The following is a 12252-nucleotide window of genomic DNA, read 5'->3' as shown; positions in this document are numbered from 1 at the left end:
GGCCGGGCCCCGGGGGGGGGGGGGGGGGGGCGTCCCCCGGCGCCCGGCCCGGGGGGGGGCCGGGCCCCCCCGGGCCCCCGCCACACCGGGGTCCTCGGGACGCGTCAGCTGCTGCGCCGGGTGACGAACTCCGCCAGCGCGAGCAGACCGCCCGCCGCGTCCGGGGCGGGGATCGCGCGGGACAGCTCCTGCATCGCAAGGGCCATCCGGTCGGCGGCCTGGGCCTGCGCCCAGTCCCGCCCGCCGGCCTGCTCGACCGCCCGCGCCGTCGGCTCCAGATCCTCCTTCTCGTACGGCACCTCGTACAGCCGGGCCAGTACGGCCGCCGCCGGGGTGCCCGAGGTGAGCGCGGCGACCACGGGGAGGGACTTCTTGCGGGCCGCGAGATCGGCGCCGGCCGGTTTGCCGGTGCGGCCCGGGTCGCCCCATATGCCGATGACGTCGTCGATGAGCTGGAAGGCCAGACCGGCCTGCCGGCCGAAGGAGTCCAGCGCGTCGACGTCCTCCTCCGGCGCGCCCGCGTACAGCGCGCCCAGGGCGCAGGCGCACCCCAGCAGCGCGCCCGTCTTGGCCTCGGCCATGGTCAGCACCTCGTCGAGGGTGACCTCGGCGGGGTGGCGCAGCTCCATCGCCGTGTCCGCGTGCTGCCCGGCGCACAGCTCGACCACGCAGGCCGCGAGCCGGGCGGCGGCCGCCGCGGACGCCGGGTGCGGGTCCTGGGCGAGCAGCCGGAAGGCCAGCGCCTGGAGGGCGTCCCCGGCGAGGGTCGCGTCGGCGTCGCCGAAGACGGTCCACGCGGTGGGCCGGTGACGGCGGGTGGTGTCGCGGTCCATCACGTCGTCGTGCAGCAGCGTGAAGTTGTGCACCAGCTCCACCGCCGCGGCCGCGCGCACCGCCGACTGCGCGGCCGCCGGTCCGCCGAGCGCGGCGGCCGCGGTGAGGACCAGCGCGGGACGTATCGCCTTGCCCGCGTTGCCCGCCGCCGGTGTGCCGTCGGCGTGCTCCCAGCCGAAGTGGTACAGCGCGATACGGCGCATGGACCCGGGCAACGAGTCGAGGGCGGCGCGCATCTCGGGGTCGACGGAGGTCCGGGTGCGCTCCAGGATCGCCGTCGCCTCGGACCCGTCCGGCCCGCCCGGGTCCATGGGGCCCCGCCCGCGCCCGCCGGGCCGGCGCTTCGCCTCCGTCAAGAACTCGGCCATGAGGTCCCCCTCGGTCAGTTCGCGGACGGTGGCGCTTCCGCTCGGGCCTGGCACATACGACCGGGGTGTACTACCCCGCCCGACGTGCGGGGACACGGCTCCTTGGTGCAGAAACGTCACCTCCACCGGCCGATCTCGACGTTCTCCAGGACACCCAGCGCGTCCGGGACGAGCACGGCGGCCGAGTAGTACGCCGTCACGAGGTACTTGATGATCGCCTGCTCGTTGATGCCCATGAAGCGGACGGACAGGCTCGGTTCGATCTCGTCCGGGATGCCGGCCTGCTGCAGCCCGATCACCCCCTGCTCGGCCTCGCCGGTCCGCATGGCGATGATCGAGGACGTACGGGCCTCGCTGACCGGGATCTTGTTGCAGGGGTAGATCGGCACGCCCCGCCAGGTCGGGATGCGGTTGCCGGCCACCTCGATGGTCTCGGGGACGAGTCCGCGCTTGTTGAGTTCGCGGCCGATCGCGGAGATGGCGCGAGGGTGGGCGAGCAGCAGCTTGGTGCCGCGGCGCCGGCTGAGCAGCTCGTCCAGGTCGTCGGGGCTGGGCACACCCGCGTGCGGCTGCAGCCGCTGGTCGTACTCGCAGTTGTGCAGCAGCCCGAACTCGCGGTTGTTGACCAGTTCGTGCTCCTGGCGCTCCTTCAACGCCTCGACGGTCAGCCTGAGCTGCTGCTCCGTCTGGTTCATCGGCTGGTTGTAGAGGTCGGCCACGCGCGAGTGGATGCGCAGCACGGTCTGGGCGATGCTCAGTTCGTACTCGCGGGGCCTGGCCTCGTAGTCGACGAAGGTGTGCGGGATGTCCGGCTCACCGCTGTGGCCGGCGGCGAGGTCGACGGCCTTCTCCCCGTACTTGTTGGTGCGCTGCCCGGGGATCGAGCGCTGTTGCCGGAGGTGGTCGCGCAGGGAGTCGGAGCGCTCGGCGACCTGGTCGACGTCCTGGCGGGAGAGGACCAGCACCGTGCACGCGGTGGCCGCGCGGGCCGTGTACTCCCAGATGGCCTCCGGGTCCAGGAGCGCCGCCTCGCCGAGGTGGGCGCCGTCGGCGAGCACCCCGAGGACCGCGTCGTCGCCGTAGGGGCCGGTGCCGACCTTCTCCACCCTGCCGTGCGCCAGCAGGTAGACCTCGTCGGTCCGGCTGCCGAAGGAGGCGATCATCGAACCGGGCGCGAACTCCTGCTGCCGGCAGCGCTGGGCGAGCTCCGAGAGCACCTCCTCGTCCTCGTAGCCGCGCAGTGCCGGCAGTTCGCCCAGTTCCGCGGGGATGACCTCGACCCGGTCGCCGGTCTTCACGAACGTGATGCGGCCGTCCCCCACCGCGTAGGTCAGCCGCCGGTTCACCCGGTACGTGCCGCCCTGCACGTTGACCCAGGGCAGCATCCGCAGCAGCCAGCGGGAGCTGATCTCCTGCATCTGGGGTGCGGACTTGGTCGTGGTGGCCAGGTTCCGCGCGGCGGCCGTGCCGAGACTCTGCTGCGGCTTGCCCTGCTCCGAACGGACCTCTTCGCCTACCGACATATGAGAATTGCCCTCCCGGTCATGCGGCCGCACGGTCGGCGCCGCCGCATCGCGATCTGCACACACCAGCGTTCCATCACGGTCCGTGCCGGTGCTATTACACGAAAGAGCGGGGTTGGATCTTCGGACGGCTGGGCACACATGGGGCTTCGCCCAAGGGCCCCGGACGCGGTGCCCGCCGCCTGACCGGGCGACAATGGTGCCGTGACCGGCCTCGACCCCCTGCGCCCCCGTCTCCCCTCCCCTCTGCAGGAACTGTCGGATCCCCGCTTCACCCGCCACGGCCTGCGGCTCCTCCTCAAGCGGGACGATCTCGTCCACCCCGAGCTGATCGGCAACAAGTGGCGCAAGCTCGTGCCGAACCTCAGGGCTTCGGGCGGGCGGCCGCTGGTCACCTTCGGCGGCGCCTACTCCAACCACCTGCGGGCCACGGCGGCCGCCGGGCGGCTCCTCGGAGTGCCGACGGTCGGAGTGGTGCGCGGGCAGGAGCTGGCGGGGCGGCCGCTCAACCCCTCCCTGGCGCGGTGCGCGGCCGACGGGATGCGGCTGCACTTCGTCGACCGGTCCACGTACCGCCGCAAGACCGAACCGGACGTCCTCGCGCGCGTGCTGCGCGCGGCGGGCGCGCAGGGGGCGTACGTCGTCCCGGAGGGCGGCAGCAACGCCGAGGCCGTGCGCGGCTGCCGGGCCCTGGGCGGGGAACTGCGGGGGCGGGCGGACGTCGTCGGCGTCGCCTGCGGCACGGGCGGCACCCTGGCGGGGCTCGCCGCGGGGCTGGCCCCCGACCAGCGGGTGCTCGGCATACCGGTGCTCAGAGGCGGTTTCCTGGCCGCCGGCATAGAGGCGCTGCAAGCCGAGGCCTTCGGGGGCCGCCGTGGCGACTGGACCCTCGACGACCGCTTCCACTTCGGCGGCTACGGCCGCACCGGCCCCGAACTCGAAGCCTTCGCCGACGACTTCGAACAACGGCACGGGGTGCCTGTCGAACGTCTCTATGTGGCCAAGTTGCTCTATGCCCTTGTCACCCTCGCGGAAGAGAACGCCCACCCGCGCGGGACGACGATAGCCGCGGTGATCACGGGACGGCCGTTCCCCTGACGGGAGGGCGTTTCCACTGGCGGAGGCCCTTCCCCTGGCGCGAGGCAGTCAGACGACGGGCGAAACGGCACGGCAGCGCGCTTCGTCGTGACGCCCGGCGTACCAAGAGGCCCCACCGGACGAAGCCCCCGGAGTCACGGGCGCCGCAGCCTCTCTGGAAGGGTTGGTGGCGCGGGGTTGCCGCTACGCCGTTTCCCGGTAGGCCGCCGCCTCCTCCAGGTCGAGGCGGCGCAGCAGGGTGCGCAGCATCTCGTCGTCGATGTAGCGGCCGTCGCGCAGGCGGACGAAGACGGCGCGTTCGGCGCCGATCATCTCCCGGGACAGGCGGCGGTAGGTGTCGTCGACGGATTCGCCGGTGACCGGGTTGGTCTGGCCGAGGCGTTCCCAGACGGCGTTGCGGCGGCGCTCCAGGACCTGGCGGAGGCGGTCGGCGAGGGGCGGCGGGAGGGCGTTGCGGTCGTCGGTGAGCAGTTCGTCCAGGTGCTGCTCGGCGACCCGGGAGGCCTGTGCCTGGGCGTTGGCCTCGGCGAGGGTCTCGGCCTGCGCGTCCCGGGCGGGGAACTTCACCAGCCGGATCAACGGAGCCAGGGTGAGCCCCTGCACCACCAGGGTCCCGATGACCGTCGTGAAGGTCAGGAAGAGGATCAGGTTGCGCTGCGGGAAGGGGCCGCCGCCGTGCACGGTGAGCGGGATCGAGAAGGCTATGGCGAGGGAGACCACGCCCCGCATGGCGGCCCAGGAGGTGACGATCGGCCCTCTCCACGTGGGATTGTCCTCGCGTTCCCTGATCCGCGCGGACAGCATGCGGGGCACGAAGGTCCCCGGGTACACCCACACGAACCGGGTCAGGACGACCACCGCGAAGACGGCGACCGCGTACCAGGCGGCGTCCACGCCCCGGTAGTCCCCGAGGCCCCTCAGCACCACCGGCAGCTGCAGGCCGATGAGCGCGAACACCGCCGACTCCAGCACGAAGGCGACCACCTTCCACACCGCCTCCTCCTGGAGGCGGGTGGCGAAGTCGACCTCCCACGCGCGGTGTCCGATGTAGAGGGCGACGACCACGACCGCGAGCACACCGGAGGCGTGCACCTGCTCGGCGACCGCGTAGGCGACGAAGGGGATCAGCAGCGACATGGTGTTCTGCAGCAACGCCTCCTTCACGTGCGTGCGCAGCCAGTGGATGGGTGCCATCAGGACCAGTCCGACCACGACCCCGCCGCCCGCGGCGAGCAGGAACTCGCCGATCCCGCCGATCCAGGAGGCGCCTTCACCGACCGCGGCGGCGACAGCCACCCGGTACGCGGTGATCGCGGTCGCGTCGTTGAGCAGGGACTCGCCCTGCAGGATGGTGGTGATCCGGGAGGGCAGCCCGACCCGGCGGGCTACGGCGGCCGCCGCGACCGCGTCCGTCGGCGCGACCACCGCCCCCAGCGCGAGGGCCGCCGGCAGCGGCAGCCCCGGTACGACGAGATAGGCGGCCCAGCCGACGGCGAAGGTCGCGAACAGGACGTAGCCCACCGACAGCAGCGCCACCGGCCGGATGCTCGCCCGCAGGTCGAGGTACGAGCTCTCGACGGCCTCCTTGTGCAGCAGCGGGGGAAGCACCAGCGGCAGCACGATGTCCGGATCGAGCGTGTACCGGGGCACCCCTGGGACGTAGGACACCACCAGCCCCACCGCCACCAGCCACAGCGGGGCCGGCACCGGGGTGCGCCGCGCGGCCGCGGCGACCGCGGCACTGCCCGCCACCAGCAACAGCAGTGGCATCACGTCCATCGTCCTCGCCCACCCTCGTTTTTCCGCGCGGTCGTCCGCACGGGCGTCGTAATCTGGCAATCATGAAACAGTGCACGCACGCCGACGCGCTTCCGCTCCCGGAACCCGATCCGCTCAGCGAGACGTGCCCGGAGTGCCTGCGGGACGGCACGCACCCGGTCCAGCTGCGGCTGTGCCTCAGCTGCGGCCACGTCGGCTGCTGCGACTCCTCGCCGGGGCGGCACGCCACCGAGCACCACAAGGACTCCGGCCACCCGATCATGCGCACGTTCGAGCCCGGTGAGAACTGGCGTTGGTGCTTCGTCGACCACGTACTTGTGTGACCCTGGACGACCGGGTTCCAGGACGGTTCGACCGTCTGACGTCTGGGTACGTCAACCCGGCGCGCGCTCTTCCCAATTGGAGCCGCAGACCCCTAGACACGGAGCGTGTCCGCAGGTTTACTGTGAGTGACGGCAAGGGTCGGGGTCCTGGGGACAGGAAAGCCGAGAGCGCGATAGCGTCACCGCTGAACACACATCGCGTTACCCCGGGGGGCGACCCTCGGCTCCGTAAAGCTTGTACCACCTTGGAGGTGAGGGTGTCCCAGATCGCAGGCGAGCCCGCGACCCAGGACTTCGTGGAAGTCCGGCTGCCGGCCGCGGGTGCCTACCTGTCGGTGCTGCGTACGGCCACGGCCGGTCTCGCGGCCCGTTTGGACTTCACCCTCGACGAGATCGAGGACCTGCGCATCGCGGTGGACGAGGCCTGCGCGATCCTGCTCCAGCAGGCCGTGCCCGGCTCCGTACTCAGCTGTGTCTTCCGGCTCGTCGACGACTCTCTCGAGGTCACCGTCTCGGCCCCGACCACGGACGGTCACGCCCCCTCGCGGGACACCTTCGCCTGGACCGTCCTGTCCGCTCTCGCGGGCAAGGTCTCCTCCGCCGTGGACGAGGACAAAACCGTTTCGATCAGCCTCTACAAACAGCGCGGCGCGGGACCCGGGCCGGCGTGAGGACAGGGGACGGGCCGGTGCGTGACGAAGAGCGCGGCACACGGGAGCTGCCGGCCGAGGGCGCGGGCGGGTCCCGGCGCATGGAGGACCCCACCGACGGCACGGACGTCACGGCGGGCATGGCGGGCATCCCCGAGCAGGCCCGGCCGCACCCCGAGGACGGGCAGCGGGACCGGGAAGGCGCCGCGCCGGGCACGCCGCCGGACGGGCGGAACGGGATCTCCCCGGCCGGCATGGAGGCGAGCTCTCGGCGAAGGACAACGGGCGGGACGATGAGCGAGCACGAGCGAGACGACCAGCAGGACGCGCAGAGCGTGCGGCAGGCCCCGCGGCACGACGCACACGACCGCAGTGGTGCGCGTGCGATGTTCGTCGAGCTGCGCACGCTCAAGGACGGCAGCCCCGAGTACGCGGAGCTGCGCAACAAGCTGGTCCGGATGCACCTGCCGCTCGTCGAGCACCTCGCGCGCCGCTTCCGCAATCGCGGCGAGCCGCTGGACGACCTCACCCAGGTCGCCACCATCGGCCTGATCAAGTCGGTCGACCGCTTCGACCCGGACCGCGGGGTGGAGTTCTCGACGTACGCGACTCCGACGGTCGTCGGCGAGATCAAGCGTCACTTCCGTGACAAGGGCTGGGCGGTGCGGGTGCCGCGACGCCTGCAGGAGCTGCGCCTGGCGCTCACCACCGCCACCGCGGAGCTGTCCCAGCAGCACGGCCGCTCCCCGACCGTGCACGAGCTCGCCGAGAAGCTGGCGATCTCGGAGGAGGAGGTCCTGGAGGGCCTGGAGTCCGCCAACGCTTACTCCACGCTGTCCCTGGACGTCCCCGATACCGACGACGAGTCGCCGGCCGTCGCGGACACCCTGGGCGCCGAGGACGAGGCCCTGGAGGGCGTCGAGTACCGCGAGTCGCTCAAGCCGCTCCTGGAGGACCTGCCGCCTCGTGAGAAGCGGATCCTGCTGCTGCGCTTCTTCGGCAACATGACCCAGTCGCAGATCGCACAGGAGGTCGGCATCTCCCAGATGCACGTCTCCCGCCTGCTGGCCCGCACCCTGGCCCAACTCCGCGAGAAGCTGCTGGTGGAGGAGTAAGCCGCCGGGATCCACGCCGCCGGGGCCCACGGGCCCGGTGACGCAGGCGCCGCCGCGCCGACGGCCTCCGGGGTCCATGGGCTCCGCACTGCCGTCGGCATCCACCGTCGGGCTCCGGCTCCGGGATCCACTGGTTCGAGCCCACGGCGTCCGGCTTCCCGGGGCTCCGCCGTCGGCGTCCCACTACCAGGCCCCAAACCTCCGGGTTCCACAGGCCCGAGGGTGCACCGCCCCGGCTCCACCGCCACAGTGCCGACGCCCTCCGGGCCCAAGGGCTCCGGGACGCTGCCGCCGGCATCAACCGCCGCCGCCCCACGGCCGTCGGGTCCAAGGGCCACTGGCCCACGGCCACCAGGATCCACCGGGCGACGTCGACACGCTCCTTGCGTCGCCGGCAGAGGGGCAGGAGCCGACTGACCGCGCTCGCCGTAGGCCGCGGCGAGGTCCACGGCCACTGGATCACCGCCTCGGCGCGGTCGCCTTCCGGGCTCCACGGGCGCCGGGACGCTGCCGTCGGCGTTCACCGCCGCCGTCCCGCGTCCGCCGGGCCCACGGCCATCTGCATCCGCCCTGCGAGGCCCCAGCCCAGCACGGGCGGCCCTGGCGCTAGCGGCTGCTGTCGTCCTGGGTGCGGCCCGGGCCCTTGATTCCCAGGGCCTGGGTGGTGGCGGGGTTGACCAGGAGGATCAGGGAGGTTAGGGCGACGGCTGCGAGTGCGATGCCTGCAGGGATGGCCACGCTGTCGGCCTGCAGCAGGTTGTAGGCCACCGGCAGTGCCATGATCTGCGTGATGACGGCCGGGCCACGGCTCCAGCTCCGCCGTGCGAGCAGTCCGCGCGCGGCGAGCAGCGGGAGCAGCGCGAGGACGAGCAGGGTGATGCCGCCGGTCACGGCGGACCCGCGGTCCTCGGGGTGCCCCGCGAGGCCCTCCACGAGCATCCACACGCCCCCGACGGCCAGCGCCAGCCCCTCCAGGGCGGCGAGCCCGGCGGCGTAGGTGAGGCGCCGTGGACGGGGGCCGGTGGTTTCGTCGGTGGTGGAGGTCTGGTCAGTGGTCACCTTTGAAGGGTAGCCCTGGGAGGTGGGGGCCGAGCGGGGGGCGGACCTGGGGACGCACGGGTACCGGGGCGGGTTGAGAACGCACGGGAATTCGCCCCGTGGCGAGACTCACGCCCTCCCCTCTTACCTGATCCCTACCTCGCGCTGTGCCCGGTACCACCCAGTAGGTACGCTGCAACCCATGCGTGCACTTCTCGTGGTCAACCCGGCGGCTACCACCACAAGCGCACGTAGGCGCGATGTGCTGATCCACGCGCTGGCGAGCGAGATGAAGCTCGAGGCGGTCACCACCGAGTACCGCGGACACGCACGCGACCTGGCCCGGCAGGCGGCCGACAGCGACGACATCGACCTCGTGGTGGCCCTCGGCGGCGACGGCACGGTCAACGAGGTCGTCAACGGCCTGCTGCACGCCGGCCCCAACCCGGAGGGCCTGCCCCGGCTCGCCGTGGTCCCCGGCGGCTCGACCAACGTCTTCGCCCGCGCCCTGGGCCTGCCCAACGACGCCGTCGAGGCGACCGGTGCCGTGCTGGACGCCCTGTACGAGGGCCGCGAGCGCGCGGTGGGGATGGGCCTGGCCACCGGCACGCCGGGCACCGAGGACGAGGCGGTGCCGTCCCGCTGGTTCACCTTCTGCGCGGGGCTCGGTTTCGACGCCGGCGTGGTCGGACGGGTCGAGCAGCAGCGTGAACTCGGCAAGAAGTCCACGCACACCCTTTACCTGCGCCAGGTCGCCCGCCAGTTCCTGCACGAACCCAACCGGCGCCACGGCACCATCACGCTGGCCAGGCCGGGCGAGGAACCGGTGACCGATTTGGTGATGTCCATAATCTGCAACACCTCTCCGTGGACGTATCTGGGAAATCGTCCGGTGTACGCGTCACCTAAGGCCTCGTTCGACAACGGGCTGGACGTACTCGGCGTCACCCGCATGTCCGCGGTCACCGGTGTCCGGTATGCCACGCAGTTGCTCACTTCGTCCCCCGAGCGCGGCCCCCACGGCAAGCACGTCGTGGCCCTGCACGACCTGGACGGGTTCACCTTGCAATCGAAGGCGCCTCTCCCCCTCCAGATGGACGGAGACCACCTCGGACTGCGTACGAGCGTGACGTTCACAGGCGTACGCCGTGCACTGCGTGTGATTGTGTGAGCAGAAGGGGCCAAAGTCCTTTCACTCGAACGTTTAGGCCAGGGTCCACCCCATGGAAGTACGGCTGTGACCTAGTCGACACCGAGGAATCAAAAAAAACTTTCCGGAAGGGGTTGTATCCGCCGCTGAGGTTTGCGAGTCTCTACGTGGCGGTCGGGACAGCCCGCAACACCAGCGTCCACAGGCCACCGGAACCCCTCTTCAACCCACAGGACCACGCCGGGGAAGACTCGGCGGACGGCCCTTCACTTGTTGAGGGATTCGTGAAAGCGTTCACATTCACAAGCAACCTGCATGTAATACCAAGGAGAGGTAGCAGCCATGGACTGGCGTCACAACGCCGTTTGCCGCGAGGAAGACCCCGAGCTCTTCTTCCCCATCGGCAACACCGGTCCTGCGCTGCTGCAGATCGAGGAAGCCAAGGCCGTCTGCCGTCGCTGCCCCGTCATGGATCAGTGTCTGCAGTGGGCGCTCGAGTCCGGCCAGGACTCCGGCGTCTGGGGTGGCCTCAGCGAGGACGAGCGCCGCGCCATGAAGCGCCGCGCCGCCCGCAACCGGGCCCGTCAGGCCTCCGCCTGACACCACCCGCCCCGCACAGCCTGAGCTTGGCGGCGCGTACAGCGAGTACGCATCTCCCGCCCCCGAGCCGCAGCGCGCAGTATCCCCGGTGCGCCTAGTAATAGAGCAGCAACGAGCGACTGGCCCCGGATCCTCAGGATCCGGGGCTCTTTGCTGTGCTCCCACTCCCCTGCCCCGGGGGGATCACTTGTGCGCCCGCACCGGTACGTCGAAGATCACGCGGGTCCCCCGCCCAGGCGCCGGCACCATGTCGAACGTGCCGCCCAACTCGCCCTCCACCAGGGTCCGTACGATCTGCAGGCCCAGGTTGCCGGCGGTGTGCGGGTCGAAGCCCTCGGGCAGGCCCACGCCGTCGTCCTGGACGGTGACCAGGAGGCGGGCCTCCTTGGTGGTGCCGCCGCGGACGGCGGAGACCTCCACCGTGCCGGTCTCCCCCTCGCGGAAGCCGTGTTCGAGGGCGTTCTGCAGGACTTCGGTGAGAACCATGGACAGCGGGGTGGCGACCTCCGCGTCCAGGATGCCGAAGCGTCCGCTGCGCCGGCCGGTGACCTTGCCCGGCGAGATCTCCGCGACCATCGCCAGCACCCGGTCGGCGATCTCGTCGAACTCCACGCGCTCGTCCAGGTTCTGGGACAGCGTCTCGTGCACGATCGCGATCGAGCCGACCCGCCGTACCGCCTCCTCCAGGGCCTCGCGACCGCGGTCGGACTCGATGCGGCGGGCCTGGAGGCGCAGCAGGGCGGCGACCGTCTGGAGGTTGTTCTTGACCCGGTGGTGGATCTCCCGGATGGTGGCGTCCTTGGTGATCAACTCGCGCTCGCGTCGGCGCAGTTCGGTGACGTCCCGGAGCAGGACCAGCGAACCGATGCGGGTGCCCTTGGGTTTGAGCGGGATCGCGCGGAACTGGATCACCCCGTCGTGGGCCTCGATCTCGAACTCGCGGGGCGCCCAGCCGCTGGCCACCTTGGCGAGCGCCTCGTCCACCGGGCCGCGGGTCGGGGCGAGTTCGGCGGTGGTCCGGCCGAGGTGCTGGCCGACGAGGTCGGAGGCGAGGCCCATGCGGTGGTACGCGGACAGGGCGTTCGGGGAGGCGTACTGGACGATGCCGTCCGCGTCGAGCCGGATCAGTCCGTCGCCGACGCGCGGCGCGGCGTCCATGTCCACCTGCTGGTTCGCAAAGGGGAAGGAACCGGCCGCGATCATCTGCGCGAGGTCCGAGGCGCTTTGCAGATACGTCAGTTCCAGACGGCTCGGGGTGCGCACGGTGAGCAGGTTGGTGTTGCGGGCGATGACACCGAGGACGCGCCCCTCACGCCGTACCGGGATCGACTCGACGCGGACCGGGACCTCCTCGCGCCACTCCGGGTCGCCTTCGCGCACGATCCGGCCCTCGTCCAGGGCCGCGTCCAGCAGGGGACGCCGGCCGCGCGGGACGAGGTGGCCGACCATGTCGTCCTGGTAGGAGGTGGGACCGGTGTTCGGACGCATCTGGGCGACCGAGACGTAGCGCGTGCCGTCGTGGGTGGGGACCCACAGCACCAGGTCGGCGAAGGAGAGGTCGGAGAGCAGTTGCCACTCCGAGACCAGCAGATGGAGCCACTCGAGGTCGGAGTCGTCGAGGGCGGTGTGCTGGCGGACCAGTTCGTTCATGGAGGGCACGCGTGTGAGCGTACCTGGCGGTCGGTACGGCACCGAATCGCGCGCGGGCCCGGAAACACCCGCGGGCCGCGGCGCCTGGGAGGGACCCTCAACCCACCCGGCACCGCAGCCCGGA

The 12252-nt window shown here is 71.7% G+C and carries 11 protein-coding genes; 6 read left to right on the top strand and 5 right to left on the bottom strand.

Annotated features, from left to right (window positions below; translation table 11 throughout):
* Positions 1-104 precede the first annotated feature (104 nt).
* Positions 105-1202, bottom strand: coding sequence for a family 2 encapsulin nanocompartment cargo protein polyprenyl transferase (locus tag ACIRVK_RS01540; RefSeq protein WP_404242780.1), 1098 nt, complete (start codon positions 1200-1202; stop codon positions 105-107).
* 116 nt (positions 1203-1318) lie between these two features.
* Complete coding sequence (locus ACIRVK_RS01535; protein WP_404242778.1) at positions 1319-2725, bottom strand: family 2B encapsulin nanocompartment shell protein; 1407 nt, start codon at positions 2723-2725, stop codon at positions 1319-1321.
* Between the two features lie 204 nt (positions 2726-2929).
* On the opposite strand from ACIRVK_RS01535, the gene ACIRVK_RS01530 reads away from it, so the two are divergent.
* Positions 2930-3823 (top strand): 1-aminocyclopropane-1-carboxylate deaminase/D-cysteine desulfhydrase, encoded by an 894-nt coding sequence (locus tag ACIRVK_RS01530; protein WP_404242776.1) that lies wholly within the window; start codon positions 2930-2932, stop codon positions 3821-3823.
* 183 nt (positions 3824-4006) lie between these two features.
* Here ACIRVK_RS01530 and ACIRVK_RS01525 read toward each other — a convergent pair whose 3' ends face one another.
* Positions 4007-5602 carry a Na+/H+ antiporter gene (locus ACIRVK_RS01525; RefSeq protein WP_404242774.1) on the bottom strand — a complete coding sequence of 532 codons (1596 nt, stop codon included), beginning with the start codon at positions 5600-5602 and terminating at the stop codon, positions 4007-4009.
* A gap of 62 nt (positions 5603-5664) precedes the next feature.
* On the opposite strand from ACIRVK_RS01525, the gene ACIRVK_RS01520 reads away from it, so the two are divergent.
* The 3 genes from ACIRVK_RS01520 (at position 5665) to ACIRVK_RS01510 (ending at position 7690) form a co-directional block, all read left to right on the top strand.
* A complete protein-coding gene (locus ACIRVK_RS01520; RefSeq protein ID WP_404242772.1) occupies positions 5665-5925 on the top strand; it encodes a UBP-type zinc finger domain-containing protein in 261 nt (86 codons plus the stop codon).
* A gap of 257 nt (positions 5926-6182) precedes the next feature.
* Entirely contained in the window at positions 6183-6596 is a 414-nt protein-coding gene (locus ACIRVK_RS01515; protein WP_004925829.1) for an anti-sigma regulatory factor, read from the top strand.
* A gap of 17 nt (positions 6597-6613) precedes the next feature.
* Positions 6614-7690 (top strand): RNA polymerase sigma factor SigF, encoded by a 1077-nt coding sequence (locus ACIRVK_RS01510; protein ID WP_404242770.1) that lies wholly within the window; start codon positions 6614-6616, stop codon positions 7688-7690.
* A gap of 606 nt (positions 7691-8296) precedes the next feature.
* On the opposite strand, the gene ACIRVK_RS01505 is transcribed toward ACIRVK_RS01510, so the two are convergent.
* Positions 8297-8749 (bottom strand): hypothetical protein, encoded by a 453-nt coding sequence (locus ACIRVK_RS01505; protein ID WP_404242768.1) that lies wholly within the window; start codon positions 8747-8749, stop codon positions 8297-8299.
* 181 nt (positions 8750-8930) lie between these two features.
* Here ACIRVK_RS01505 and ACIRVK_RS01500 point away from each other — a divergent pair, with 181 nt between their 5' ends.
* Together ACIRVK_RS01500 and ACIRVK_RS01495 are read left to right on the top strand one after the other, a co-directional pair.
* On the top strand, positions 8931-9899 hold the full coding sequence (locus tag ACIRVK_RS01500; RefSeq protein WP_404242766.1) for a diacylglycerol/lipid kinase family protein: 969 nt from the start codon (positions 8931-8933) through the stop codon (positions 9897-9899).
* Between the two features lie 321 nt (positions 9900-10220).
* Positions 10221-10478 carry a WhiB family transcriptional regulator gene (locus tag ACIRVK_RS01495; RefSeq protein ID WP_006142322.1) on the top strand — a complete coding sequence of 86 codons (258 nt, stop codon included), beginning with the start codon at positions 10221-10223 and terminating at the stop codon, positions 10476-10478.
* A gap of 183 nt (positions 10479-10661) precedes the next feature.
* On the opposite strand, the gene ACIRVK_RS01490 is transcribed toward ACIRVK_RS01495, so the two are convergent.
* On the bottom strand, positions 10662-12128 hold the full coding sequence (locus tag ACIRVK_RS01490; protein WP_404243137.1) for a sensor histidine kinase: 1467 nt from the start codon (positions 12126-12128) through the stop codon (positions 10662-10664).
* Positions 12129-12252: the final 124 nt, after the last annotated feature.

The organism is Streptomyces sp. NPDC101152 (assembly GCF_044768275.1).
In the GTDB taxonomy this organism is placed as follows: Bacteria; Actinomycetota; Actinomycetes; order Streptomycetales; family Streptomycetaceae; genus Streptomyces.
Note: the sequence above shows the minus strand (reverse complement) of the source record. Positions and strands in the feature narration are given on the sequence as shown.

Coding starts and splice junctions, on each gene's coding strand:
- ACIRVK_RS01540 (WP_404242780.1), bottom strand. CDS start 1,202: ATGGCCGAGTTCTTGACGGAGGCGAAGCGCCGGCCCGGCGGGCGCGGG.
- ACIRVK_RS01500 (WP_404242766.1), top strand. CDS start 8,931: ATGCGTGCACTTCTCGTGGTCAACCCGGCGGCTACCACCACAAGCGCA.
- ACIRVK_RS01520 (WP_404242772.1), top strand. CDS start 5,665: ATGAAACAGTGCACGCACGCCGACGCGCTTCCGCTCCCGGAACCCGAT.
- ACIRVK_RS01525 (WP_404242774.1), bottom strand. CDS start 5,602: ATGGACGTGATGCCACTGCTGTTGCTGGTGGCGGGCAGTGCCGCGGTC.
- ACIRVK_RS01495 (WP_006142322.1), top strand. CDS start 10,221: ATGGACTGGCGTCACAACGCCGTTTGCCGCGAGGAAGACCCCGAGCTC.
- ACIRVK_RS01535 (WP_404242778.1), bottom strand. CDS start 2,725: ATGTCGGTAGGCGAAGAGGTCCGTTCGGAGCAGGGCAAGCCGCAGCAG.
- ACIRVK_RS01490 (WP_404243137.1), bottom strand. CDS start 12,128: ATGAACGAACTGGTCCGCCAGCACACCGCCCTCGACGACTCCGACCTC.